We start from the raw sequence: 24,640 nt of genomic DNA, 5'->3' as shown, positions 1-24,640 counted from the left end.
CGCCGGTAAGCAGCCATAGCTCGCCACCTGGGAGGGCACCCCTCAACCACGAAAGGCAGCACCATGACCAAACCAGACTCCAGCACAGCTGGGCAGGCAGGCGAACCTAAGGACCCTCCAAGCACGCCACAGAACACCCGGCACCACCCGGTGGTGCTCGAGCAGCAAGCGCAGCGGGCGCAGGACGTTCAGCTGCGAGTCGCCGACTGGATCACCACATTCGCCGGGTCGATGAATTTTGTCTACCTCCACATCGCGCTGTTCACCATCTGGATTCTTTTCATCGAATCCAAGCCGTGGCCGACGTTGACGCTCATCGTCTCGCTGGAAGCGATCTTCCTGTCCACCTTCGTCATGATCGGCCAGAACCGACAGGCAGCGTTCCAGCAGGCAAAAGCTGACCACGACTTCACCGAACAAGAGTTGGAACTCAAGACCAACACGCAACTGACACGTGAGATCCACACACTCACCACGGAGCTGCACAACCGGCTTCTGAAAGCGTCGACGCCGCACCAGCCGTGAGCTCTGTCAAGAAACTGCCGTTCCAGATATCCCAGGAAGCGTAGCGGATTCATGATCGGGAAAGCAGGGTGGCGGGCATCAGTGGCTGCAGGATTCCCGCACCGCATCAGGCGTATTACCGATTCGGCGGGTAGGAACGGCGAGGATCGTCGAGGTCAGAAGCCGAATCGGCCCGCCGTTAAGCGCCGCTCGGTACAGATCTGGCCCGAGGAGGACCTGCGTGACAGATATCGACAAGCCGCCAGCCGAGCCGATTCCGCTCCCCCCGACGCGTACACGGGCACCGCAGAGTCTTGAACTGCGCCACTTGCGATACTTCGTCGCCGTCGCCGACGCCGGTAGCTTCACGCAGGCGGCGGCGCGCCTGTTCATCGCCCAGCCGACCCTCAGCCAGCAGATCCAGCGGCTGGAACAGATCGTCGGAACCCCGCTGCTACGTCGCCGGCGGGATGGTGTGCGGCTCACCGCGCCAGGCAGCGCACTACTCGAGGCGGCCCGGGACGTGCTTTCGGCGGTCGATCATGCGGCCAGCCAGACCAGGCAGGTGGCCGGCCTGGATCGGCCGCGGCTGCGGTTTGTCATACCAGCGGATTTGCCTGACTCTCTCGCGGTAAAGATCACCTCTTGGTTGCGAACGACCGCCGATGTCGGCGAGGTTGTCATCACCTGGATGGAGGCAGCTCTTGACGCTGAGTTCTCGCCGATCCGCCACCGCCGTGCCGACGCGGGCATGGGCTGGCTGAACGCAAGCCCCGACGCGCTGCCGGCTCCGCTCGAGGCCATGAGCTTGGGAGAATTCGAGCCCGATGTGTGGGTCCCCGCCTCACACCCGGCGGCGCACAGTGGGCTAATCGGCCTGCAAGAGCTGGCCAGAATGGACGTCATCCATGGACCACGCCGCGCCAGTCCCGCGACGTATGACCGCTGGCTGGAGGACTTGCGGTCGGTGAACTCGCGGTTCGAATTCACCGACCCACCCGTGCGTCACTCGCTGTCGATGGCGCTTGCCTTCGCCGCTACCGCCGACCGCTCAGCCGCTGTGCTGACCGGTCCCACTGCCATCGCTGGGCCCCCGCCCGGCGTTATCCGGCTCCCGCGCTCGGCGGAAAGTGCTGACATGGCACGAGTCAGCATCCACGGCCACCCGCTGACCGCCACGGCGGCTCTGGTGTGGAACGGCGAGTTACCCCGCCCGCTGCAGCAGATTCTGTTCGACACTGCCGACGGCGTGACCCCGTCGTCGGAGCCGACCAAGACGACCTAGGAGATCTTGCGCCGGTAAGTGCCCATGGCGATCGCGTACGCGACGAGGAGGAGACCGAGGCACCAGGCGAGAGCAGTCCAGATGTTGGTACTGACCGGCTGCTGGGTGAACAGGTCGCGGATGGCATTGACGATGGACGTGACCGGCTGGTGCTCGGCGAAGGCGCGCACCGGGCCCGGCATAGTGTCGGTGGGCACGAATGCCGAGCTGATGAACGGCAGAAAGATGAGCGGGTAGGAGAACGCGCTCGCCCCGTCCGCGGACGACGCAGAAAGACCAGGGATTACGGCAATCCAGGTCAACGCAAGGGTAAACAGGATCAGCATGCCGACGACCGCGAGCCACGCCAGCACTCCCGCCCCCGAACGGAAGCCCATGAGCAGGGCGACGAGCACGACGATCACGGCAGAGATCAGATTGGCGAGCACTGAGGTCAGCACGTGCGCCCACAGGACGGAGGACCGCGCGATCGGCATGGACTGGAATCGCTCGAAGATGCCGCTCTTCATATCCAGGAACAGCCGGAACGCGGTGTAGGAGATGCCCGAGGCAATCGTGATCAGCAGAATTCCGGGCAGCAGGTAGTTCACATAGGAATCAGACCCGTGTTTGATCGCGCCGCCGAATACGTAGACGAACAGCAGCATGAAGGCGATCGGCATGATCGTCGTCGTGATGATCGTGTCCACGCTGCGAGTGACATGGCGCAGCGAGCGTCCCAGCAGGACGGCGGTGTCGCTCAAGTAATGCTCGGTCATCGTTGTTCCCCACTCGATCTTGCTGACGCTGTGGTCATAGCAAGCGCTTCACCGCCGGCGCCGTCCTTGTCGTCGCTGTTCTTGACGTCGCTGTCCTTGACGTCGCCGTCCTTGTCGTCGGTACCCACGATGGCGAAGAAGACGTCCTCGAGGCTCGGCTGCTGCTCGACGTATTCGACTTTGGCGGCCGGGAGTAACTGCTTGAGCTCGGTGAGGGTTCCGTTGACGATGATTCGACCCTCGTGGAGGATCGCGATTCGGTCGGCGAGGTGTTCGGCCTCGTCCAGATACTGCGTCGTGAGCAGCACTGTCGTGCCGTGTTCGGCCAGTTCCCGCACGGCCTGCCACACCTCAATGCGCGCCTGGGGATCAAGTCCCGTTGTCGGCTCGTCGAGGAAGATGACCTCCGTATTCCCAATGAGACTCATCGCGATGTCGAGGCGACGGCGCATGCCACCGGAATACGTCGACACCCTCCGCGCTGCGGCGTCGGTCAGCGAGAAGCGTTCGAGCAGATCGTCCGCGATCCGGCCCGGATCCTTCAGGTGGCGTAATCGCGCTACGAGAACAAGGTTCTCCCGTCCGCTGAGGATTTCGTCGACGGCGGCGAACTGTCCGGTGAGGCTGATGGACTCTCGTACGTTCGCCGGCTGCGTGGCCACGTCGAAGCCGTTGACGCTGGCAGTTCCCGCGTCGGCCTTGGCCAGCGTGGAAAGGATCTTCACGACTGTGGTCTTGCCCGCTCCGTTGGAGCCGAGCAGGGCGAAGATGCTGCCCCGCTGCACGTCGAAGTCCACGCCGCGCAGCACGTCCACCTTTTTGTATGACTTCTGAAGGCCGCGTACGAGGATGGCCGTTCCCGAGGTTGGTCGGGCCGTCATGAGCGGGTCTCACCGTCGTCTTGTTCTGCGCGGTTGATGGCGCTGACCAGCCGTTCCCGGACCCGATCGGGGACGTAGCCGCCCTTCGTGTAGTTCTGAGCAAACGCCTCGACGAATTCGACCGGGTTCTCACCGACGATGTCGCGGATCGGCGTTCCGTCAGCCGCAGCCTGTTCGAACAGCTCGACAAGATCCTCGAACTCAGATGCTGCGCTACTGCCGTCGAACGGCACGAAGTGCATGAGATAGCGCTCGATCTCGTCAACCGCGGTGCGGTAGTTCTCGGGAAGCGCTCGTGTGCGCGCCTTGTATGCCCTCCACCGACGTTTGTCGCCGATCACCTTTGAGGCGAAATCTGAAATTCCCATGATTACTTTTCTCCTTCGCGGAGCTGTTCCAATCGTTCTGTGAGGAAGCTCCAGGTCCTCCAGAATTCTTCGAGATATTCCTGTCCCTGAGCGTTGAGGGAGTAGACCTTGCGTGGCGGCCCCTTCTCCGAGGGGACCTTCTCAACGTCAACGAGACCGCGCTGCTCGATCCTGATGAGCAGTGCGTAGACAGTCCCCTCCGCGATGTCAGAGAAACCCTGATCTCGCAGCCAGGCGGTGATCTCGTAGCCGTACGCGGACCGGCCGGAGAGGATCGCGAGGACGATGCCCTCCAACGTTCCCTTGAGCATCTCGGTCGCTTGTTTGCCCATGGACTGTCCTCAACTACTCAGTGATATTGACTACCAGTAGATAGTAACACTGAATAGCGCCATGGCAACGTCAAATGCGAGTTTCCTCGACGGACCGGGAGAGCAGACAAAACTCATTGCCCTCGGGGTCAGAGAGCACTACCCACGTTGCATCGGCCGCTTGGCCCACGTCCGCGTATCGCGCACCCAGGGCCAGGAGCCGCTCGAGCTCTTCGGACGTCGTTAGGCCGTCGGCGCGAAGGTCGAGATGCAATCGGTTCTTGACAATCTTGTTCTCGGGCACTGCCACGACGTCGATCGTTGGCCACGCACCGTCAGGCGGCGCAAGGCTGATGACACTGCCGTCCTCTTCGACGACCCGCCAGCCAAGAACGCCGCACCAGAAGTCGGCTACCCGGCGTGGCTGCACAGCATCGATTGCAATAACCGCTATTCGACTGGCCATGCCATCATTTTGGCGCCTGGGCGGCTGTATCCGCCGCTGTGGACGTGCGATCGGGACCGAAGACCGAGAAGAACGAAACGCGGGCTCGACGCACTCGTAGGCGGATCAGTGACATCTACTCCTCACACAGTGGTGGTCACGCCCGACTGCGATCGATCGGTGCGGGTTCGGGTTGGACGGTCGACCTCGCGACCACCGCGCCTGCCGGGAGCAGTTGGCGCCGGGCGACCGCAACGATGGTGCGGACGGCGATGCCGCCCACCAACGTGGTGATAGCACCCAGGAGGACGTACTCATAGATGCGGTAACCGGATGGCTGCTGGTCGTTGAGCCAGTGCAGTCCGGTGGTCGCGACGGCGGCCCAGCTGAACGCAAAAGCCCAGGTGCCGGCGGCGAAGGGCAGGCTGATGTAGAGCGGGAGCAGCCGAAGCTGAGCCAAAACCATCAATAACCCGTACCCGCCCACGATGGCTGCGACAGCATCGACGTGATCGCCGTTGAGGGCGAAGTAAGCCAGACTGCCGACCGCGGCCGGCGCGATCTCGATGGCCAGCGTTGGCAGCAGAGGCTTGGGGAGCAGGGGCCGGAACAGTAGCCGTCCCAGGATGATCGAGCCGAGGGCCGCCCAGCAGAGCGCGCCCAGGCCCAACATGATCTCGGCCAGGCGTCGCTGCCCGACCTCCGCTGCGCCGGCCGAGGCAATCAGACCGCCAGCCACCGTCGGCAGGAAATACCCAGGGTGAAATTGATCCACCTCCAACGGCCCGTAAATCCACTGGCCGGTAAACCAGGCACCGAGTAAGACGGTGAGCACGAGGAAGACATCCAGCAGCAGGCGTCCAGTGCCCGCGCCATGCGGGTAGATGCCCTCCGCGGCCAGGATCATCGGCGTGATGACCGCCAGCGACGCGAACGGTCCCGCCATCGCGTCGGTCAGATCGCGAGCGAATACCGAGGGCTGAGAAGACACATAGCGTGCGTAGCTGATGAGAACGACCAGCCAGGTAAGTGCCGATAGGGCCAGCAGGCCGTCGCCGATAGCTACCGGCGCATGGCCGTAGTGAGTCACGATCAGCCAGCTGCCCGCCAACCCGGCAAGGCCGAACGGTATTGCGAACAGGTTTAGCGGAATGCGAGGAGTCGACAATGTCCTCGTCTCCAATCAAGGTTGCTGAACAACGAGGACCTCCGAGTGGCAGAGCCGCGGTCGGCTACCTACCCTGCTCGGAGGTCCTCAACACATCACCGACCTCAGAGGCCCTGGGCGGCGTCATCGATGTCTGCTGTCAGTGCACCTGTTTGGTGGACATCGCTGCCCGTTCGATTATGCGGGTCACTGACTTCGGGTCCGATATCAGGCCTAGATGGCCCGCCTTGAATTCAGAGATGCTGGAGCCCGCGAGGTGGGCCATCGCCTTTTGCGCGCTCGGGGGGACGACCCGGTCCTGAGTGCCGACGAGATACCACGAGGGGATCGTTCGCCACGCGGGGATCCCCGACGGTTCGTTCAGGGCCCCCAGGGTGCTCGGTCGCTGGGACGCGAACAACACTTCGGCCTGGTCGGCGGGCAGCCCGTTGGCGAAAGCGGTGAGGAAGGTCGAGTGCTTCAGATACAAATCAGTAGTCGCCACCGGGGGAAGGGTTGCGGGCACGAAGTCGAAGACGGTGGTGGGATCAGCGACAGCGAGAGCTGACTCCGGCCCGGCGAGCGGCGCGACTGTCTGCCCTTCGTCGGGGACCAATCCGTCGACGTAGACCAGCGCCTGGACGTCGTGATTGCCAGTGGCAGCATTGGTTATGACTGCGGCGCCGTAGGAGTGGCCGACGAGTACGACTGGGCCGGTGAGGGTGCTGAGATAGGTGGCGAGGTAGGCCGAGTCTCCGGACAGCGACCGCAGCGGATTTGGGACTGCCGCGACGGTATAGCCGTCATGCTGCAATCTCTTAACGACCCCGCTCCAGCTCGAGGCATCGGCCCAGTCACCGTGTACGAGCACGACAGTGGGCTTCTGCGTCTCCCCTGACCGAGAGTCGTCGGCGATTGCCCGTTGCGTCGGGACGACGGCGAGGGTGGCAAAGAGGACGCCTATCGCGCTGCCGACGGCCACGCGGCGCATCCCCGATAGTGGTGAGGCAATGGATTTCATGGTCGGGTCCTGTTCTTGGTCTTGTTGGTACCTGCCAGCCAGGTCTGACCGGGAGGTGAAGGTCTCGGCGGTCCGTGCGGATCTCGGGCGCCGGCGTGTTCTGTGACGGCTATCTGTTTCGTGCCGCTTCCGGGTGGGCTACGCGACGTTGACGGCGGCGAGTCGCAAGGGCGTCGGCGCATGGAGCGCTGTCGCTCGTCATCCGCGTTTCCCCTTGCGCTAGCAATGTTTGCACCTTCATGATCCAGTGCGGCGTCCCGCGGGTCCTGGCGGCCAATCGTGACCGCCTCGCGATAAGTGATCATTGTCTGTTCGCCTCGTCGGCAGCTGGTCTCCTCACTGCCAGATCAAGGTTCGCGGTGAATGCCGCGCGTCGACCCCGGCTAGACCCCGGGTCCGCCCCCCGGGGTCTACTCACCAGGGCAAGCAGCACAGCCGGCATGCGGCTGGGCGGGTTAGCGTCGGATTAGCGGTGCAACAACCCGCTGACGTCACGGCATACTCATGCGTGCCTAGATAGATTACGATAAGAATCTATCTTCTAGAAACCTGCTCCACCCGTCTCCGGAGGCTTCTTATGACCACACCAATCCCGGGCACTGCCCTCATCACTGGTGCGACCGCGGGTCTCGGCGCCGCCTATGCCGAGCAGCTAGCCATGCGCGGCAAGAACATCATTCTCGTCGCACGCGACAAGACGCGCCTCGACTCGGTCGCCGTCGAAATCTCATCAGCGACTGGGCGCACCGTGTCCGTACTGTCCGCCGACCTCGGCACTGCCGAAGGTACCCGCGCCGTCGAAGCCAAGCTCGCCAGCGATCCAGCCATCGATGTACTCGTCAACAACGCCGGTGGCGCGCTGTTCGGGCCGGTCCAGAGTGCCGATCCGGACGCGCTAGACAAGCTGGTGACGCTCAACGTCACCTCCTTCACCCGCATTTCAGCGGCAGCGGCGAGGGCATTCGCCAGCCGCGGGAACGGCACCATCATCAACGTGGCGTCGGCGCTCGCGCTCAACATCATGCCGGTCGGCGCCGCATACAGCGCTACCAAGGCGTACGTGGTCGCATTCACACAGGGCCTGGCACAGGAGTTCGCCGACACTAATGTGACCGTCCAAGTCGTGCTGCCCGGCGGCCTGCGCACCGCCTTCTGGGACGGATCGGGAATCGAACTCGACCAGCTACCGACCGAGATCATCATGGAGCCCGCAGACGCAGCCAAGGCTGGGCTGGCGGGACTGGACGCCGGCGAACTGGTGACCATCCCGTCGCTCCCGGACTACGCGGGGCGGGAAAGGCTCGATGCTGCACGTAAGGCGCTGATCCCCGGTCTGTCGCTCGCGAGGCCCGCCGCGCGCTACACGAGATAACCGGCTCGGGGCGCTTTCCTCAGGCCGCTCAGCGCTCGAAGTCGCCGACCTTGGTACGCGCAGCCGACAGAATACGGTCCGACAACGGTGAACCCGCGGTGGCCCGCGACAACATCAACGCGCCTACCATTTCGCACACGAGAGCGATGTCCTCGTCGCTGGGAGCGCCACCGCCGCTGCCCATCCACCCGGCGAAACGCGCGACTCCAGCCTGATAGGGATGACGGGCTTCGCTGTCGGTACGCGACCGGCCGATGTCCGAGCCGAATCCCGTGGTAGGACATCCCCGAGCTGAATCGTCGCGATGAGCCGGTGATAGGTAGTAGTCCGCCAACGCGCGACGAGAGGCCGCGTGATCGCCAGGATGACGAGCGTCGAATTCGTCGAGCAGGTCGAACATCGTCGAAAACGCCTCGCCGACCGCCTCGGCCACGAGTGCATCCTTCGACTCGAACTGCTTGTAAAAGCCACCCTGGGTCAGACCAACCTCGGCCATCACGTCGCTGACACTCGTGGAACCGACCCCCCGTTCCCGAAAGAGACGAGACGCCGATTCCACCACTCTCTTGCGATTCACGGTCGCCTGCCCGCGAGATACTCGCCCCATCCGGTACACCTCCAGCTCGTGTCTTTAGATTACGCTCATAATCGAGGCGCGGCGAGGCGCAGCACGACAGGTGGATGCTCCTCGCTACGACTCCGTCAGACTCGCTGGTGGCGGAGCACACTATTCTGGTTGCCGATACTTCCTTCGCCCGCGGAGGTCGGCATGACCAGGTTGCGCGGCCGCAAGCTCGAGTGTGCGACGCTCGATCAGCTCTTGGACGCTGCACGATCCGAGCGGAGTGGTGTACTCGTTCTACGTGGCGAGGCGGGCGTCGGAAAGACCGCCCTACTGGCCTATGCGGCTGAGCAGAGCAATGGGTGGCGGATTCTTCACGCGGTCGGCGTGCAGTCAGAGATGGAGCTTCCCTTCGCAGGTCTCCAGCTTCTCTGTGCACCCCTGCTGGCCGGACGCCAGCAATTGCCTGTGCCGCAACGGGACGCGCTCGGCACTGCGTTCGGGTTGAGTTCCGGGCCTCGACCCGATCGTTTCCTCGTCGGCCTCGCGGTATTGAGTCTGCTGTCGGGTGCGGCTGAGAACCAACCGTTGCTTTGTCTGGTCGATGATGCCCAGTGGCTCGACAGATCCTCCGCGCAAGTGCTCTCGTTCGTAGCCCGACGATTGCAGATGGAGTCGATTGTTCTCCTCTTAGCCGAGCGTGAACAGGACGATGTCGATGAGTTGACAGGACTTCCGGACCTGCGGCTCGGCGGACTGTCGTACATCTACGCGCGTGACCTGCTCGCCTCGACGATAACCGGACCGTTGGACGAGCGGGTCCGCGACCGGATCATCGCCGAGACGCGCGGCAATCCGCTGGCACTGCTGGAGCTTCCCCGGGGGTTGACTGCGGCAGACCTCGCGGGCGGGTTCAACGTACCGGGTGGGCCACCTCTGCCAAGTCGGATCGAGGCGAGCTTCCGACGGCAGGTAGGCCGCATGCCCACCGAGACCCAGCAACTGTTGCTGCTCGCGGCGGCAGAACCCGTCGGTGATCCGGCCCTGCTCCGGCTAGCCGCAGAGCGGCTCGCGATTCCAATAGAGGCGGCGAGTCCAGCCGAAGCGGACGGCTTACTCGAAGTCGGCGCCCGAGTCACGTTGCGCCATCCCCTCCTCCGATCGGCGATCTACGGCGCGGCGTCTTCCGCGGAGCGACGCAGCGTGCACCGCGCGCTCTCGGAAGTGACCGACGCGCAGCGCGACCCGGATCGCCGCGCGTGGCACCGCGCGCAGGCCTCGCCCGGTCCCAACGAGGAGGTGGCCGCGGAATTGGAGCGCTCGGCCGGCCGAGCGCAGACGCGCGGCGGTCTGGCCGCGACCGCAGCTTTTCTGGAGCGCGCGGCACGCTTGACACCGGAATCGGGTCGGCAAGCGCAGCGCGCGTTGGCGGCAGCGCACGCAACCTACGAGGCCGGGGCACATGAGGCCGCGTTGGCATTACTGGCCACAGCGCAGGCCGGTCCGCTTGACGAAACCGCTCGCGCCCGAGTGGGCCTCCTGCACGCACAGATCGCCTTCGGCTCACGGCGAGGCGGCAACGCCCCCGCCCTGCTACTGGCGGCCGCCACGCAATTGGAACCGTTTGACTCAGCCCTCGCGCGCGACACACACCTTCACGCGCTCTCCGCGGCACTGTTTGTTGGACGTTTCGCTGGGGAGATCGACGTCCTGACGATCGCTCGAGCCGCCCATGCAGCCACTCCGTCGCCCGCACGCCCACCCGATCTACTTCTCGATGGCCTGACACTTGTGATTACGGACGGCTATGCCGCCGGCGCGCCGCTCTTGAAGCGTGCGGTGAACGCTTTCCGCACCGGAAAGCTGCCTACGGATGAGGCCATTCGGTGGCTATGGTTCGCCACTCACGCAGCCCACGATCTATGGGACGACGAGAGCTGGGAGCTGTTGTGCACCCGGCACGTCCGGCTCGCACGACAAGCGGGTGCGCTGGCAGTGCTCCCTCTCGCCCTCAGTGCACGGATCGGCCTGCACTTATTCGCGGGCGAACTCGCCTCGGCGAGTTCTCTGGTCGAGGAGGTCGCCGCGGTCACGGATGCCACCGGGAGCCTTCTCCCACCCTATGGCGCCATCGCCCTCGCGGCTTGGCAAGGTGATGAATCCACGGCCTCCCGGCTGATCGAGACCGCCATCGACGAGGTGGCAAGCCGAGGCGAAGGCATGGGCCTGACCCTTATCCAGCACGCAAAAGCATTGCTGTGCAACGCCCTCGGACAATTTCAGGAGGCGCTCGTTGCGGCAGAAGAAGGGGCCGCGTACGCGTCCGAACTCGCGTTCTACAACTGGTCGCTGGTCGAACTTGTCGAAGCAGCCAGTCGCAGCGGCCAGCCCGCCCGGGCTGCGCATGCGCTGCAGCAGCTAGTGCAAACCACGGGCCCCAGTGGCACCGACTGGGCGCTCGGAAGCGAGGCGCGCTCTCGCGCACTGCTAAGCACTGGGGACACCGCCGAAGGCTTCTACCGCGAAGCGATCCACTACCTCAGCCGCACACGCGTTCGAACAGAGCTCGCCCGTGCCCACCTCGTCTACGGCGAATGGCTGCGCCGCGAGAGCCGACGAACCGACGCGCGCGAACAACTTCGAACCGCCCACCAAATGTTTACGGCCATGGGCACCAACGCATTCGCCGCCCGCGCAGCCCGCGAGCTGCGAGCTACCGGCGAGATCGCGCGGAAGCGCAGCGTCGAGACCACCGCCGATTTGACCGCCCAGGAATCCCAAATCGCTCTGTGCGCACGCGACGGGATGTCTAACCCCGAGATCGGTGCTCACCTGTTCCTAAGCCCCCGCACGGTCGAGTGGCATCTGACCAATGTCTTCGCCAAACTGGGTATCGCCTCTAGAAGAGAACTCCGTGGTGTCCGGACGAATTTCGGACCAGACGCCGCATCGACGTAGCGGCGACGGCTTAGGCACCCACCGCTGCCGCCTGGCGACGTGGCTCCGAATACCCAATACTTGCCGGACCAATCCATCTGCACCCGTGCGGCAGATCGTCGCTTCCTACCGTCCCGTATGCAGCAAGGGCACCCATCCGCAGCTCAGGACGCAGGTGCTGCGGGCGGTTCCCACAATTCGATCGCATTGCCTTCGGGGTCATGTATCCGCGCGAAGCGTCCGACCTCGGGCGAGTCCCATTCGGGCTTGACGATCGCCGCGATGCCGTTGGCACTCAATTGTTCGAGCAGTCCGTCCAAATCTCTGACACGGAGGTTGAGCATGAACTGCTTGTCCACCGCCCAGTAATCGGTCTCCGTCTTGAAGGGCGCGAAGACGAGAGGGCCGCCCTGCACGTTCCAGGACCATTCGCCGGCTGGCCCGGTGCCCTCGGCGGCGCAGCCGGCGCCGACGCCAAGCTGCTCGCGATACCAGGCATTGAGAGCGTCCGGATCCTGAGCGCGAAAGAAAATTCCGCCGACTCCCAGCACTGGCATCGTCAATCTCCTCCCAAAGCATTTCGGCCAAGCAATGTTGGCCGCCGACCTGAGACTAATCGCGTGAACGGACCTGATGTTCAGGCTGTGTCGGTGTGAACGCACAAGGCGGTTGGCGCACGATCTGCAACTCGCTACCGTCCATCAGCGACTCAGGATCAGGTCGGCGACAGCAGTTGGCTGGGACAAAAAAGGGTGGTGCCCGGTGTTCAGCTCTACGACGCTTTGCGCACGACGGGCGAAGTCGCGCTGCGCGCCGGCAGGGGTGCCTCTGTCTCCGGTGCAGACGAGGTAGGTCGTCGGGACGTTCTGCCAGGCAGACGCCCGAACTGGCTGCTGCGTCACCGACAGGCTCTGCCGAGCCAGATGGCCCATCGCCGCCTGGCCGATCTCGGTCGAGCAGTCCTGCAGGAACGTGTCGATAAGGGCAGTAGGACGAACGGTGAAGGTGCCTCCCTCTGCATCGACATCGAGGAAGGGGGCCGGGGTGCCGTCTCCGAAGGAGGACAGACTCTGGCCAACCTCAGGCAGGTAGCTAGAGATCAACACAAGATGTTGCACCGTGTCTATGCCCGCCGCTGCCTCCGCGGCCACGATTCCACCGTAGCTATGCACGACAAGCACCGTTGACTCATCGCTACTTTGCAGCAACTGCCGAACCTCGGCGACGTCGTCGCTCAGGCCCGGGCCCTGTGCACCGGCCGATCTGCCGGTCTCACCACAACTCGGTAAGGCCGTAGCCACACTCGCAACGCCCCGCTCCTGCAGCACCTCGGCTGTGCGATGCCACCACCACGTGCCGTCCCGCACGCATGCCCCGTGCACGAATACCACTCGCATCTCCGGCCTCCTCAACCTCGAATCATCGTCGATCTTGACCGTAGACGTAGCGATCGAAGTTCTCAGACAGCCCGTCGCCGCCGCGAATACAGCCTGCTACCTTCGCCTTTGCTAACGAACCGATTCAGCTAACGAACCGATTCAGGAGAAGCCACATGATGTTGTTTCGCGCCCGGCGGCTTCGCCCGGCTACAACGACTGCAATCGCGTGGCTGGTCTTGATCGCTGCCTGCAGTGGCCCTCACGACGCCTCGAAGGCCGCTGCGACTGCTGCCCCAACGCCAGCGGCGAAGGTACCGCAATCGGCGACGACGCCGGCGAACGACCTTGCCCTTGGCGCAACCTCCACCGAAGTGGCGGCCGCGTTCGGTTGCATCATCGACCGTCCTGTAGTGAACTCTTTGTTCGGACTGGTCGGGCTGGTGCCGAGCCACGAAGCTCTGTGCCGGTTTGCCGATCACATGGTCTACATTTCAACGTGGCCTAGCGAAGCTGCTTTGGTCGGAGCGCAACGGTACCTGGCAGGACTCTTTGGCGGAGCCTCCCCCACACACGTTTACACGGCTACTGGGGATGGCTGGCTCGCACAGCCTCAAATTGGCCCAACAGAAGACATCGCGATTCAACTGCAGCTCGCTCAGCACATCGCGAGTCAGACTGGCGGCCACGTCGTCAAATACTGAGGCAGCCAGGTGAGGAAACGGAAAGCTGAGCTGTCCGCGTCAAATGGTCGCTGCCGCCGGCTCCGCCGCGGGGCGTCCGGACCAAGCCCGACGAGCGATGAACTTGCCGAGTTCCCACAGCACGAGCAGGGCGACCGCCGGAACGAGGGCCCATCCGAACTGCTGCAGATTCAGCTCGGTGGTGTTGAGGATTCGATTCAGGACCTCCACCTGCGTGACCAGCACCGCGAGCACGAACTCGCCCAACGTGACCCAGTTCATTTGCTTGCTGTCAAACGTGGACGGCGTCAGCACGCTTTCCGTTTCGCTGCGGCATTCGGCAGCAGCGACGATCAGACACAGCGCGAACGCCGTGAACGCGATCGACTGGCCGATCTGGAGGCTGCCAAAATGGCTAACGCCGAGTTCGATCAACAACAGCAGGCCAATGGTGACCACCAGCCCAACGAGACCGACCGTCAGAAGGAGCGGTTTCGTGAGCACGGACCCCCCTCGTGGTCGCGGCTTTCGGGCCATCAAGCCGCTGATCGCCTTATCGAAACCGAGCGCAAAGCCGAACGGTGCGTTGACCACGAAGTGGATCCAGAGGACCTGTGCGGGCGTGAATGGCTCGCTGTTCGCGATGTTGAACACTGTGGCGCCGAGGAAGGTCAGCACGAAGACGACGAGAAGGACGAGCACGAATCGGATGTACTTCGTGAGGTTGTCGTAGATCTTTCGTCCCTGTTCGACCGCGAACACGATCGTCGCGAAATTGTCGTCGGACAGGACCATTCGGCCGGCATTCTTTGCGACTTCGGTTCCGCTCCCCATCGCGATGCCGATGTCGGCAGCCTTGATCGCTGGAGCGTCATTGACTCCGTCGCCGGTCATGGCAACGACATCACCCTTCTGCTTCAGCGTGTTTGCAAGCAGCACCTTGTGCTCGGGGGCCACCCGGCCCACGACGCCGATGGTGTCGATGCGGGCGAGGCGGTCTTCCTCGGAGAGCGCGGCGAAGTCCGCGCCGAGGATCGCCTCACCCGGAATCTCGAGTTGCCTGGCGATGGCCGCGCCCGTGATCACGTCGTCGCCGGTAACCATCCGTACCCGGATGTGTGCTGCGTGGGCGCTTGCGATCGCCGCCTTCGATTCCTCACGTGGCGGATCGACCATGCCGACCAGGCTCGTCATTTGCAGATCCACGACATAGCCGAGAAGGTCACCGTTCGGATCGAACGACGCCGGGTCCAGATCTCGCATCGCCGCGGCCATCACTCGTTCGCCGGCGCGCTCCATTCGTTCCATATGCTCCCGGCCGCGCTCCGCGAGCGCGCTATCCCACGCCGTGGTCTCGCCGTCACGTAGGGCGGTCGCGGCTCGCGACATCACCGCTGGCGCCGCACCCTTGACAAAACACCGCACTACCGGCCGGCCAGCCGCGTCGACCGCGTCGTTGAAGGTCGCCATCAGTTTGTAAGTAGGGTCAAATGGCAACGTCGCCAACCGAGGCAACCTGTCACGGCTGGAATCGATATCCAGGCCGGCCTTCGAACACAGGACGAGTAACGCCCCTTCTGTCGGATCGCCTACGACCTTGCCATCGACGAGCTGAGCGTCGTTGGCGATCAGGTACGGCAGGATCGCGGACTCAATATCACCGGAAGAGCCGACAGCGTGATGGACCTTGCCTTCAAGGCCATACCCGATCCCGGAAATGGTGTACCGGTCCCCCGGGTCGACCACCTCGACCGCCGTCATCTGGTTCATGGTCAGAGTGCCGGTCTTGTCGGAGTTGATCGCCGAGGTAAATCCCAATGTCTCCACCGACGGCAGGTCCTTGACGATGGCGTTTCGCTTGGCGAGGTCGACCCCGCCAAGGGAGAGGATCGTCTGGCTGACGGTTGGCAACGCCTCGGGGATCGCGGCGATGGCTAGCGACACGGCGCTGACGAACAGCGCGTCCCATGCTTCACCACGGGCACGACCCAGCGCGAACATCACGATCATGGTGAGCCCGGCAGCAGCCGCGATCCATAAGGTCAACCGGTCGAGTTCCCTCGTCAGAGGCGACGCCTCTCGTGCCGTAGCCGACAGCATCCCGGAGATCTTGCCCAGTTCGGTGTCGTCGCCCGTACCGGTGACGATCATCGTCGCACTGCCGTGGGTAACGGGGGTGTTCATGAAAGCCATGTTCGTCTGGTCGCCTGGCCCTAGCTCAAGGGTTTCTCCCGTTTGGCCAACGGATATGGTCTCGGCGTCCTTGGCCGCCGGCACACTCTCCCCGGTCAGCGCCGACTCGTCGATCTGCAGAGCGTTGGCGGAGATGATGCGGCCGTCGGCGGGTACCTCATCACCGGCTGCGAGCAACACCACGTCACCGACCACCACCTCTTCGGCGGGTATCTCTGATTCTGTTCCGTCGCGACGCACCCGCGCTGTCGCCTTCATCATCGACTTGAGCGCGTTCATCGCGCTCTCAGCCTTGCCCTCCTGTCTCAGACCGACGACGGCGTTGAGGAGAGTTAGCACGACGAGGACGACCGCAGTCCCCCACTCCTTGATGAACAGCGAGACGATCGCCGCCACGACCAGGATTATCTGCATATAGCTGCGGTACTGCTCAAGAAAGCGGCGCCATTCCGGTTTCGGCTTCTCCTCCGGCAGCGCGTTCGGGCCATTTCGGCTCAGCGCCGCAGCGGCTGCCGCCGCGTTGAGACCGACTTCCGGGTCCACCGCAAGCTCTGATGCCACTTCACGCGGCGAGCGGGTGTACCAAACGACAGTAGGTGCGGCCGGGCGCTGCGGCCCAGCGTTGGTTTGGATCGCCATTTGCGGCCTCTAGGGGACACACTTGACCGCAGCTCGTGAGAGCCCGTATTCGAATCGTGTATCCCAATCGCCAAATACGCAAGGGATATCGTCTACGAGGCCCGCGTCCATCCTCGGCTCATCCGCTCCGGATGATGGGCGATGACCAAACGTCGGCAATCATCGAAGTGCGAGGTCAACGACTGTCGGATGGGCCGACCACCGCGACAACGACTAGGCGCTGACGAATGACCGAAAGGTGACGCACCATGTTCAAGGGTGAAGGCTGGCGGTTATTCGCTGGCACAATGCTCGGGATTGCCGGAATCATGCGTATCTTCGATGCCATCTGGGCATTTGCTTACAACGGCACGCTGCCGAGCAACCTCGAAGGCGCGATCTTCGGGCACAGCCTGACCACTTACGGCTGGGTGTACCTCATCGTGGCCATCATTTTGATAGTCAGTTCCATCGCAGTGGTCATGGGATCAGATGTAGGTCGCTGGGTGGGTATCGTCGCGGCCGCAATCGCTGCGGTCAGCGCGATCTGGTGGATGCCCTACTACCCAGTCTGGTCTCTGGCCTACGTCGGGATCAGCGTATTGGTGATCTATGCGCTGGCTGCCTACGGCGGACGCGAAGCGTTCGACGCCGCCGAGGCGGCGTACTAGCGCTAGCACATGTCCCGGCTATGTCCCGGCTAGCACATGTCCCGGCTAGTCCAGATTCCCCGGCGCCACATAACTAAACGACGGAACGGTTGTCGCGGATGGAAGGCGTAGCAGCTTTTCCGATCGGTTGAGAGCACAATCAAAGCAGCCTCAACCGCAGGAGGTCCGTGATGGCGACTGAACATTGCACCTTCGAGGGCGCCGAGACTCCCGTGGCACGAGCACTACATTGGCACGTCGTCGGCCAACGTGCCCGCCCACTCCACGAGCAATTGGCAGCGCTACGCAAAGCGATCGTGTGGACAGCGATAACCGGACAGCACCAGACTTCTTCGAGTCGATGCTCGCCTCGGAACACGCGGCCGAACTTCGCGGTCGCCTGTGTTGTACAGGATGCCTATGCCGTGCTGGTGATATCGGGAACGTTCGACGCCTCCGCACTGGTGCTGATTAGACAACATTTGCACGGCATACTTCGCAACGGAGCGGCGTGCATCGTCCTCGACCTGCAAGGACTCACCTCCTGCGACGGCAGGCTCAGTGGCTTGCTAGCTCAGGTCGAACGTCGCGCCCGAGCTTTCGGCTGCGAGTTCGTCCTCGCGAATGTTCCGACTGAGTTCGTCTCGGAATTCGACATTGGGAACTTGGGTGCCTCATTCGTGTCGCGCGCGACGGCAGCCACACCACCCCCTGCAACTGAACAGGCGTCAGATGGAGACGTGGCAGGTACGGTCTCACGACTGGATACAGCTGGTCCAGGCGCCGCGCGGCCGAGCAGCGCCGCAGGTCGAGATCGGTCGCGGTAGAAGGGGGTGTCGGCGAACATCCAGGGAGCGGCAATTCAAGCCGGGCCGAACGACAAGACGAAGGCAAATGCGCCGGTAGCTGTACTCCGGACCTGGCGTCCGACGGGGTCGCGGGTCTTGTCGCTGCTCGCAAATGCGGTCATTGCCGCAGGCGTTGTATGGGTTGTGCTATTGATCGCTCCCGGTATCACGACGACCAGCGATCTATCGATATTGGTCACGACCGTCGTATTGGCGGCGGTGTCGACACTGCTTCGGCCACTACTAGTGGCGATGGCTGCTCTGATGTCCCCGGTGGGCGCAATGCTGATCGGGTTGTTTGCGCAAGCCGCACTCACTTACCTGGCAATCTCGATCGCTCCCGGCGTGTCCGTATCTAGTTTCTGGTGGGCCTTGTTCGCTGCCTGGCTGACCGCGACCCTCACCGCGCTCATCGCCTGGGTCGGTGACGCTGACGAGGCGGACGCCCTAATCGCCCTGACGTTGCGGTCTTCGGCACGTGAACGGAACCTGCCCCGACCGGACGCCCGTCCCGGCGTTTTGATTGTGCAGATTGACGGGTTGTCAGCGCCGCTGCTGAACTGGTTGATCGTTGCCGGCAACCTGCCGACGTTGAGCCGATGGGTCCGCGATGGCAGCCATCGACTCGTCGAGTGGCACACCGGAATACCGTCAACCACACCGGCGAGCCAGGCCGGCATCTTGCACGGCGGCGCGCGACATGTTCCCGCATTTCGGTGGTACGAGAAACAATCCGGACGTCTCGTCGTGACCAATCGGCCAGCCGACGCGGCCTATGTCGAGACGTTGTTGAGCGATGGTGCCGGCCTGCTCAGTGGCGGTGGGGCAAGTATCAGCAATGTGTTCTCCGGAGACGCCGAATCAGCGGCACTCACGTTCAGTCGAGTGTCTCGCCGGAACAAGGCGTCTCGCGGATCCGCAATCTTCTTGGTGAGTCCCAATGGATTCTCCCGCGCCCTCGTCTTGACGCTCGGCGAGATGGTCAAGGAACTGTTCCAGGCGCGTAAGCAGCGACGCCGAGACATCCAGCCTCGCATTTCGCGGGCCGGTTCGTATGTCGCACTGCGAGCGGCCACCAATGTCCTCCTGCGCGAGCTGAACACGGTTCTGATCGCCGAGCAGATGGGACGCGGCGCCCCGGTCATCTATTGCGATTACGTGGACTATGACGAGATTGCGCACCACGCCGGTCCGACGCGACCGGAGTCGCTAGCTGCTCTCACCGGCCTCGATCGCGTCATCGGTCGGTTGGAGCGGCTTGCAAGAGAAGGACCAAATCCGTACGAGATCGTGCTGATCTCCGATCATGGGCAGAGTCAGGGCGCAACCTTCAGGCAACGCTATGGTGCATCGCTGGATGACGTCGCACGCGGTCTGATGTCGGGCCCGATTTCATCGTCCACCCATGACGAACGTGTCGAGGAGTGGGGACCGATCAACGCCCTGCTCACGGAGTTCACCGCGCAGAACGGCGTCGGATCTGCGATGGCCCGGCGGGGTCTTCGTGACCGTTGGCCGGCCGAGGATGTCAACAATGGCTCGAGCGATGGGCACAGCCCAGCCGACGTCGAGGCACGTCCGGATCTGCTTGTCGTCGCGTCGGGCAATCTCGCGATGCTGTATCTGCCTCGTTTTCCTGGCCGACTGACTCTTGAGCGTATGACCGAACTACATCCCGATCTAGTCGCCGGGCTCGCGAAGCACCCTGGAATCGGTTTTGTCGTCGTCGAGACCAATACCCGAGGACCGGTAGCCATCGGCATTGCGGGGCTCCGGACGCTGCGTGACAACACTGTGATCGGGCATGATCCACTGGCGCCCTACGGCGAACAGATCGCGGCGGATTTGCTGGAGCACTCTGGGCGTGACCACGTTGGAGACATCGTTGTGTGTAGTTTGCTCGAGGACGGCACGGACGAGGTCGCGGCGTTCGAGGAGCTCGTCGGTTGCCACGGTGGCGCTGGCGGTGCCCAAACCCAGGCGGTCTTGCTTCATCCCGCTTCTTGGGCATTGTCGGATCCTCAGCTGACCTCATCGGACCAGCTGCACCGGCAGTTGGTCCGTTGGCTGGAGATCTACGGCCGCCGCTCATCCGCAAAGGATGATTCCTGACCGGTTGAAAGGCGCGACGATCGTTTAGTTCGACTCCAAAGGTGCATGATATTGGTGCAAGAAAGCCGGTGAACGATGGTCAAAGGAGAGGGCTGGTGGATCTTTGCCGGCACGATGATAGGGATCGCCGGAATAATGCGCTTGTTCGACGCGATCTGGGCTTTCCGGTACGACGGGGTGCTCCCGAGCAACCTCGAAGGCGCGATCTTCGGCCATAGCCTCAACACCTACGGCTGGGTCTACCTGATCGTCGCCATCGTCTTGGGAATCGGTTCCGTAGCGATCTTCATGGGCTCCGCAGTCGGGCGCTGGATCGGGGTCATCGCGGCCGCGCTGCTGGCCATCAGCGCAGTGTGGTGGATGCCCTACTACCCGGTGTGGTCCTTGACCTACGTCTTCATCGCCCTGCTCGTCGTGTACGCGCTCGTCGTTTACGGCGGACGGGAAGCCGTCGAATCTCAGCACGCCGCCAAACAGCCGAGTCACACGCCCGCCGCGAGCTAAGAAGTGGCTGCAGATAGCTCAACAGGTCGGCCGTCCCCTGCACTGCGAAAAGTGCTCCTGCCGCTGGCGCTCGCCCAGTTCATCTGCAGCTTCGCCGGCTCGAACATGAACGTCATGATCAACGACATCAGCAAGGACCTTGACACGACGGTGCAAGGCGTCCAGGTCGCCATCACGATCTTCCTGTTGGTCATGGCAGCGCTGATGATTCCCGGCGGCAAGCTGACCAATCGCTACGGACGGGTGCGCCTGTTCAAGCTCGGCCTTGCCGTATATGGCGTCGGCGCAGTGTTGAGCGCCGTGGCGCCTGGCTTGGGTGTGCTTATCCTGGGAAACTCGATCCTCGAGGGCGTCGGCACCGCGATGCTCATCCCACCCGTCTACATTCTCGCGACCCTGTTCTTCACCGAATTCACCTCCCGCGCCCGTGCGTTCGGAGTCATCAGTGCGATGGGTGGTATCGGCGCGGCTGCCGGCCCGCTCATCGGCGGCCTCATCACCTCAGCGATCAGCTGGCGAGCAGCTTTCATCTTTCAGGCACTGATCATCGTCGTGATCGTCTTCATGAGCCGGACGATGAAGGATCCGCTACCGCCAGACCCGACGAGCTCATTCGACACCTTGGGCGCTGTGCTGTCCGCGGTCGGTCTGATATTGCTTGTCACCGGCATTTTGGCCGCCGATAACAACGGATGGTTGACGGTGGCGCTCATCGCCGCCGGAGTCGTCGTACTCGTCTGGTTCTTTCAGACGCAGCGGCAGAAGGAACGCGCCGGAAAGGAGCCGTTGCTGCCCACGGTGCTGTTCCGCAACCGGACGTCCAACCTCGGCCTCATTACCCAGAACATTCAATGGCTTCTGCTCCTCGGCGTGTCATTCACTGTTTCGGCGTATCTGCAGGTGGTGCGTGGCTATGACGCGATCCAGACCGGCGTCATCTTCACCGCAGCGACTGCTGGTTTGCTCATTTCTTCATTTGGTGCGGAACGATTCGCCAAGCGGCGAGCGCAGCGCACCCTCATTGTCGCCGGTTTCGTCATCACAATCGCCGGTGTCTTGCTGCTGATCGCCATGGCGCACGGCTCGCCCAGTGCGTGGGCGTTTGCACCCGGCCTGTTACTAATCGGATTCGGGCTCGGCGGGATGCTGACACCCTCGGTCAATATCGTGCAGTCGAGCTTTGGTGAGGCATTGCAGGGAGAGATTTCCGGCCTATCACGCTGCGTCTCGAACCTCGGCTCATCCCTCGGCACCGCAGTAGCCGGCACGATCCTGGTCGCAGGCCTGAGCAACGCTGCCTACGGGGCCGCGCTGATCACGATCGCCGCCCTCGGGCTTGTCGGCCTGGTGGCCGCGTTTCTCCTCCCGCGCGGCTCCGTTCCGGTCGCCACGGCCTCGCCCGCCCAACAACCCGCAGAGAGGTAGCACGCACCAAGGCACGCCCGCGGAACGGGCTTCGCGCGACGTCGCGCGCTCCAGACGCTAGGCCGCGGTTCGTGACGGACGGACGCTGCGGTCAGACCGGTGTCATCCCGGAGGGATGATGCACTTCACCACTCGGCGGGTCATCCTCGTAGACGATGCGGGCGGCGTCTCAGCCCAAGCCCGCAAGTCGTGACACCCGATGCCGGAAGGGCTCCACGATGACCACAGCGCCTGCTCACGTTGCCCGCCCCAGTGTTGATGAATTGCGGGCGCGCGGCAAACTTGCGCGAACGCACGCAGCCCAGGACAGCCACTCCGGATGGACGCCGAGCCCGGACCGACCCGATCCCATTGGACTGCTCAAGGAGCAGAATGCGAGCCGGGAACCCGACTTGATTCCGGTGCGGCACGGGCGGATGAGCGTGTCACCGTTCACGTTCTACCGCGGCACAGCCAAGATCATGGCTAGCGACCTGAACGGCACCCCTACGGCCGGTCTGAACGTTCAGCTGTGCGGTGATGCTCACCTGTCCAATTTCGGGGCGTTCGCCTCACCCGAACGGACTTTGCTGTTTGATCTCAACGATTTCGATGAGACGTTGCCTGGCCCGTTCGAGTATGACGTCAAACGGCTGGCCGCCAGCTTCACGATCGCGGCCCGCAACAACGGCTTCGGCAAGTCCGACGCGCGTGCGGCGACGATGTCGTCGGTGGCTGCCTACCGGCAGGCGATGGCCGAGTTCGCCGAACGTGGAGTGCTGGAGATCTGGTACGCGCGAATGTCGGACGACGATCTTCTCAATCTTGGCCTCGCTGCCACTGCCGGGAGCAGGAAGCAGAAAACTCTCCTAGCGGGTGCTCAGAGGCAGCTGGCGAAAGCCCGCACCCACGACAACCTGCAGGCGCTTTCAAAGCTCGCCGAGCACGTCGACGGCCGGTACCGCATCGTGAGTCAGCCTCCGATCGTCATCCCGGCGAGGGAATTGACTGAGGTCTTCGGCCCACGAGATCAGATCATGGAACGCATCGAGGGCCAGCTGCGCGCCTACCGAACCACCCTGCAGGATGACCGAAATCGACTGCTCGAAAACTACGAACTCGTCGATATCGCTCGCAAGGTTGTCGGTGTGGGCAGCGTGGGAACCAGGGCGTGGATCGGCCTGCTCGAGGGCCGCGATGAACACGATCCGCTGTTCCTGCAGGTCAAGGAAGCAACCGCGTCGGTGTTGGAGGACCACCTGCCCAAGAGCCGCTACCGCAACCACGGGCGCCGCGTCGTCGAGGGTCAGCGGATGATGCAAGCCGCCAGTGACATCTTCCTCGGCTGGACCGAAGGTGTCGACGTGAGCCGCAACTACTACTGGCGCCAATTACGCGATATGAAAGGCTCCGCCGAAGTCGAGGCGATGACCCCCATCGGCATGATGACCTACGCTCAGGCCTGCGGATGGACGTTGGCGCGGGCACACGCCCGTTCCGGTGACCGGGTCGCGATCGCCGCGTACCTCGGCAAGAGCGACAAGTTCGACCGTTCGGTCACGGACTTCTCCCAGCGTTACGCCGATCAGAACGAACGAGACTACGAGCAATTCGCGAAGGCCATCCGGACTGGCGAACTGGAGGCAATCCAAGGTGTCTGAGCTGTCCCAGCTGGCTACTAATCCGCCCCAACGCCTTCGCCCCCCAGACAACCTCGGCATCTGCCGCGTGGCCTGGTGGCAGGTACAGCAATCATCCGGTTAGGACGAGGAGCTAATGGCCTCGATTGATGGATCGTGATTGTGCCAGTTCAAGGGGGCCACCGCATGCCGTACGCGGATCAGATTCATCCCGGAGGCGACGCGCCGTCGCCTCACGCCAGCGAGTCGCGGCCGCGATTGGCGATCGGCATATCATTTTCCGGACGAACGGGACGTCAGTGACCCGATATAGTCCGAGCGATGCGGACCCGGGTGGTCCGCCGAGGCTTGAGGTTCGTTGGATCCGAGCCGGACAACCCAGCGCAGGAGTGCTGCAGTGGTTCGAGCGGTTTCCCACTCTGATGGAATCGCGCGATGACGACTATCTGATCAGCCCAGACCTGGTGGGGCTTTCGGTCAAGATCCGGGGCGGCGGGGCCCTGGAGGTGAAGGTGTACCAAGGGAGCCCGGGGCCGTTCGAGGTGCCCGGACGTGCGCAGGGTGTCATGGAGTTCTGGCAACGATGGTCGTTCCCAGTCACCTCAGCCGTGCGCAGCGCAGCAGGCTCATCGGGTTGGAAGCAGGTGCGCAAAGTCAGGCGGACAACATTTCTCGCGCTCGCCGGGGGGAGGCTATCTGCGTCAGTGACTCGGCCAGAGCTTGTCACCGTGTGCGCTGTCGAGCTCGCCCAGCTCGAGGTGGACGCTACGGCATGGTGGAGCCTTGGGTTCGAGGTCATGGGTGTGACGGACGAGCTCCAACCGCTCATCCACGAAAGCGCGGCGCTGCTGTTCCAACATCTACCGGCCGACAACGGGCAGTTCCTGTGGCAGGAAAGCGGTTCGTATCAAGGGTGGCTTCGCACGCAATTCGACGGTAACGGACCGGGCTCCAGCGAGGCTCGGCCGATGGGGTAGCTCCGCCCCGACACAATCCGCGCGGCACCTTGGTGTTTCTGAAT

The 24,640-nt window shown here is 63.4% G+C and carries 23 protein-coding genes; 12 read left to right on the top strand and 11 right to left on the bottom strand.

Features of this window, described 5'->3' with window-relative positions; genetic code table 11:
- The first annotated feature begins 150 nt into the window (after positions 1–150).
- Both ACSMXN_RS01375 and ACSMXN_RS01370 read left to right on the top strand, forming a co-directional pair.
- Complete coding sequence (locus ACSMXN_RS01375; protein ID WP_455407674.1) at positions 151–525, top strand: DUF1003 domain-containing protein; 375 nt, start codon at positions 151–153, stop codon at positions 523–525.
- A gap of 220 nt (positions 526–745) precedes the next feature.
- The gene (locus tag ACSMXN_RS01370) at positions 746–1,789 is read left to right on the top strand and encodes a LysR family transcriptional regulator (RefSeq protein ID WP_022915331.1); all 1,044 of its coding nucleotides are present in this window, start codon (positions 746–748) and stop codon (positions 1,787–1,789) included.
- Here ACSMXN_RS01370 and ACSMXN_RS01365 read toward each other — a convergent pair.
- The 7 genes from ACSMXN_RS01365 to ACSMXN_RS01335 form a co-directional block, all read right to left on the bottom strand.
- The gene (locus ACSMXN_RS01365; RefSeq protein ID WP_022915330.1) at positions 1,786–2,547 is read right to left on the bottom strand and encodes an ABC transporter permease; all 762 of its coding nucleotides are present in this window, start codon (positions 2,545–2,547) and stop codon (positions 1,786–1,788) included. The two genes, ACSMXN_RS01370 and ACSMXN_RS01365, sit on opposite strands and share 4 nt — an antisense overlap.
- Positions 2,544–3,428, bottom strand: coding sequence for an ATP-binding cassette domain-containing protein (locus tag ACSMXN_RS01360; protein WP_022915329.1), 885 nt, complete (start codon positions 3,426–3,428; stop codon positions 2,544–2,546). Before ACSMXN_RS01360 ends, ACSMXN_RS01365 begins: the two co-directional genes overlap by 4 nt.
- Positions 3,425–3,796 carry a DUF1048 domain-containing protein gene (locus ACSMXN_RS01355; protein WP_022915328.1) on the bottom strand — a complete coding sequence of 124 codons (372 nt, stop codon included), beginning with the start codon at positions 3,794–3,796 and terminating at the stop codon, positions 3,425–3,427. The genes ACSMXN_RS01360 and ACSMXN_RS01355 overlap by 4 nt, the downstream gene beginning before the upstream one ends.
- Before the next feature lie 2 nt (positions 3,797–3,798).
- A complete protein-coding gene (locus ACSMXN_RS01350) occupies positions 3,799–4,128 on the bottom strand; it encodes a PadR family transcriptional regulator (RefSeq protein WP_022915327.1) in 330 nt (109 codons plus the stop codon).
- A gap of 70 nt (positions 4,129–4,198) precedes the next feature.
- Positions 4,199–4,573: a VOC family protein gene (locus tag ACSMXN_RS01345; protein ID WP_022915326.1), complete on the bottom strand. Its 375-nt coding sequence runs from the start codon at positions 4,571–4,573 to the stop codon at positions 4,199–4,201.
- Between the two features lie 136 nt (positions 4,574–4,709).
- Positions 4,710–5,720, bottom strand: a complete 1,011-nt coding sequence (locus ACSMXN_RS01340) for an SLAC1 family transporter (RefSeq protein WP_022915325.1) — start codon at positions 5,718–5,720, stop codon at positions 4,710–4,712.
- A 139-nt stretch (positions 5,721–5,859) separates the two neighbouring features.
- Positions 5,860–6,720, bottom strand: coding sequence for an alpha/beta hydrolase (locus tag ACSMXN_RS01335; RefSeq protein ID WP_196811436.1), 861 nt, complete (start codon positions 6,718–6,720; stop codon positions 5,860–5,862).
- A 577-nt stretch (positions 6,721–7,297) separates the two neighbouring features.
- On the opposite strand from ACSMXN_RS01335, the gene ACSMXN_RS01330 reads away from it, so the two are divergent.
- Positions 7,298–8,092 carry an SDR family NAD(P)-dependent oxidoreductase gene (locus ACSMXN_RS01330; RefSeq protein ID WP_022915323.1) on the top strand — a complete coding sequence of 265 codons (795 nt, stop codon included), beginning with the start codon at positions 7,298–7,300 and terminating at the stop codon, positions 8,090–8,092.
- Positions 8,093–8,120: 28 nt separating this feature from the next.
- Here ACSMXN_RS01330 and ACSMXN_RS01325 read toward each other — a convergent pair whose 3' ends face one another.
- Positions 8,121–8,699 carry a TetR/AcrR family transcriptional regulator gene (locus tag ACSMXN_RS01325; protein WP_027139928.1) on the bottom strand — a complete coding sequence of 193 codons (579 nt, stop codon included), beginning with the start codon at positions 8,697–8,699 and terminating at the stop codon, positions 8,121–8,123.
- A 162-nt stretch (positions 8,700–8,861) separates the two neighbouring features.
- On the opposite strand from ACSMXN_RS01325, the gene ACSMXN_RS01320 reads away from it, so the two are divergent.
- Positions 8,862–11,612 (top strand): helix-turn-helix transcriptional regulator, encoded by a 2,751-nt coding sequence (locus ACSMXN_RS01320; protein WP_022915321.1) that lies wholly within the window; start codon positions 8,862–8,864, stop codon positions 11,610–11,612.
- A gap of 143 nt (positions 11,613–11,755) precedes the next feature.
- On the opposite strand, the gene ACSMXN_RS01315 is transcribed toward ACSMXN_RS01320, so the two are convergent.
- Positions 11,756–12,148, bottom strand: a complete 393-nt coding sequence (locus ACSMXN_RS01315) for a VOC family protein (RefSeq protein ID WP_022915320.1) — start codon at positions 12,146–12,148, stop codon at positions 11,756–11,758.
- 144 nt (positions 12,149–12,292) lie between these two features.
- Positions 12,293–12,988, bottom strand: a complete 696-nt coding sequence (locus ACSMXN_RS01310) for an alpha/beta hydrolase (RefSeq protein WP_022915319.1) — start codon at positions 12,986–12,988, stop codon at positions 12,293–12,295.
- Between the two features lie 155 nt (positions 12,989–13,143).
- On the opposite strand from ACSMXN_RS01310, the gene ACSMXN_RS01305 reads away from it, so the two are divergent.
- On the top strand, positions 13,144–13,671 hold the full coding sequence (locus tag ACSMXN_RS01305) for a hypothetical protein (RefSeq protein ID WP_022915318.1): 528 nt from the start codon (positions 13,144–13,146) through the stop codon (positions 13,669–13,671).
- A 39-nt stretch (positions 13,672–13,710) separates the two neighbouring features.
- On the opposite strand, the gene ACSMXN_RS01300 is transcribed toward ACSMXN_RS01305, so the two are convergent.
- Positions 13,711–16,482: an HAD-IC family P-type ATPase gene (locus ACSMXN_RS01300; RefSeq protein WP_027139927.1), complete on the bottom strand. Its 2,772-nt coding sequence runs from the start codon at positions 16,480–16,482 to the stop codon at positions 13,711–13,713.
- Positions 16,483–16,730: 248 nt separating this feature from the next.
- Between ACSMXN_RS01300 and ACSMXN_RS01295 the strand changes: the two genes are divergently transcribed.
- From ACSMXN_RS01295 to ACSMXN_RS01265, 7 genes are all read left to right on the top strand, one after another.
- Complete coding sequence (locus ACSMXN_RS01295; RefSeq protein ID WP_022915316.1) at positions 16,731–17,132, top strand: DUF7144 family membrane protein; 402 nt, start codon at positions 16,731–16,733, stop codon at positions 17,130–17,132.
- Positions 17,133–17,302: 170 nt separating this feature from the next.
- Positions 17,303–17,938, top strand: a complete 636-nt coding sequence (locus tag ACSMXN_RS01290) for an STAS domain-containing protein (protein ID WP_022915315.1) — start codon at positions 17,303–17,305, stop codon at positions 17,936–17,938.
- A 6-nt stretch (positions 17,939–17,944) separates the two neighbouring features.
- Positions 17,945–20,071, top strand: a complete 2,127-nt coding sequence (locus ACSMXN_RS01285) for a phage holin family protein (protein WP_022915314.1) — start codon at positions 17,945–17,947, stop codon at positions 20,069–20,071.
- Positions 20,072–20,146: 75 nt separating this feature from the next.
- On the top strand, positions 20,147–20,575 hold the full coding sequence (locus ACSMXN_RS01280) for a DUF7144 family membrane protein (protein WP_455407673.1): 429 nt from the start codon (positions 20,147–20,149) through the stop codon (positions 20,573–20,575).
- 51 nt (positions 20,576–20,626) lie between these two features.
- Positions 20,627–22,000 carry an MFS transporter gene (locus ACSMXN_RS01275; RefSeq protein WP_022916054.1) on the top strand — a complete coding sequence of 458 codons (1,374 nt, stop codon included), beginning with the start codon at positions 20,627–20,629 and terminating at the stop codon, positions 21,998–22,000.
- A 218-nt stretch (positions 22,001–22,218) separates the two neighbouring features.
- Positions 22,219–23,640 carry a DUF2252 domain-containing protein gene (locus ACSMXN_RS01270; protein ID WP_022916053.1) on the top strand — a complete coding sequence of 474 codons (1,422 nt, stop codon included), beginning with the start codon at positions 22,219–22,221 and terminating at the stop codon, positions 23,638–23,640.
- Positions 23,641–23,918: 278 nt separating this feature from the next.
- The gene (locus tag ACSMXN_RS01265; RefSeq protein WP_155958617.1) at positions 23,919–24,596 is read left to right on the top strand and encodes a hypothetical protein; all 678 of its coding nucleotides are present in this window, start codon (positions 23,919–23,921) and stop codon (positions 24,594–24,596) included.
- Positions 24,597–24,640 lie beyond the last annotated feature (44 nt).

The organism is Parajatrophihabitans canadensis (assembly GCF_053764775.1).
This window is presented reverse-complemented; position numbering and strand designations above follow the sequence as displayed.

Excerpts from the sequence above, each read along its gene's own strand:
- ACSMXN_RS01300 (WP_027139927.1), bottom strand. The coding sequence starts at position 16,482 with ATGGCGATCCAAACCAACGCTGGGCCGCAGCGCCCGGCCGCACCTACT.
- ACSMXN_RS01325 (WP_027139928.1), bottom strand. The coding sequence starts at position 8,699 with ATGGGGCGAGTATCTCGCGGGCAGGCGACCGTGAATCGCAAGAGAGTG.
- ACSMXN_RS01365 (WP_022915330.1), bottom strand. The coding sequence starts at position 2,547 with ATGACCGAGCATTACTTGAGCGACACCGCCGTCCTGCTGGGACGCTCG.
- ACSMXN_RS01345 (WP_022915326.1), bottom strand. The coding sequence starts at position 4,573 with ATGGCCAGTCGAATAGCGGTTATTGCAATCGATGCTGTGCAGCCACGC.
- ACSMXN_RS01335 (WP_196811436.1), bottom strand. The coding sequence starts at position 6,720 with ATGAAATCCATTGCCTCACCACTATCGGGGATGCGCCGCGTGGCCGTC.
- ACSMXN_RS01350 (WP_022915327.1), bottom strand. The coding sequence starts at position 4,128 with ATGGGCAAACAAGCGACCGAGATGCTCAAGGGAACGTTGGAGGGCATC.
- ACSMXN_RS01270 (WP_022916053.1), top strand. The coding sequence starts at position 22,219 with ATGACCACAGCGCCTGCTCACGTTGCCCGCCCCAGTGTTGATGAATTG.
- ACSMXN_RS01310 (WP_022915319.1), bottom strand. The coding sequence starts at position 12,988 with ATGCGAGTGGTATTCGTGCACGGGGCATGCGTGCGGGACGGCACGTGG.
- ACSMXN_RS01320 (WP_022915321.1), top strand. The coding sequence starts at position 8,862 with ATGACCAGGTTGCGCGGCCGCAAGCTCGAGTGTGCGACGCTCGATCAG.
- ACSMXN_RS01280 (WP_455407673.1), top strand. The coding sequence starts at position 20,147 with ATGGTCAAAGGAGAGGGCTGGTGGATCTTTGCCGGCACGATGATAGGG.
- ACSMXN_RS01290 (WP_022915315.1), top strand. The coding sequence starts at position 17,303 with ATGGCGACTGAACATTGCACCTTCGAGGGCGCCGAGACTCCCGTGGCA.
- ACSMXN_RS01360 (WP_022915329.1), bottom strand. The coding sequence starts at position 3,428 with ATGACGGCCCGACCAACCTCGGGAACGGCCATCCTCGTACGCGGCCTT.
- ACSMXN_RS01295 (WP_022915316.1), top strand. The coding sequence starts at position 16,731 with ATGTTCAAGGGTGAAGGCTGGCGGTTATTCGCTGGCACAATGCTCGGG.
- ACSMXN_RS01315 (WP_022915320.1), bottom strand. The coding sequence starts at position 12,148 with ATGCCAGTGCTGGGAGTCGGCGGAATTTTCTTTCGCGCTCAGGATCCG.
- ACSMXN_RS01305 (WP_022915318.1), top strand. The coding sequence starts at position 13,144 with ATGATGTTGTTTCGCGCCCGGCGGCTTCGCCCGGCTACAACGACTGCA.
- ACSMXN_RS01330 (WP_022915323.1), top strand. The coding sequence starts at position 7,298 with ATGACCACACCAATCCCGGGCACTGCCCTCATCACTGGTGCGACCGCG.
- ACSMXN_RS01355 (WP_022915328.1), bottom strand. The coding sequence starts at position 3,796 with ATGGGAATTTCAGATTTCGCCTCAAAGGTGATCGGCGACAAACGTCGG.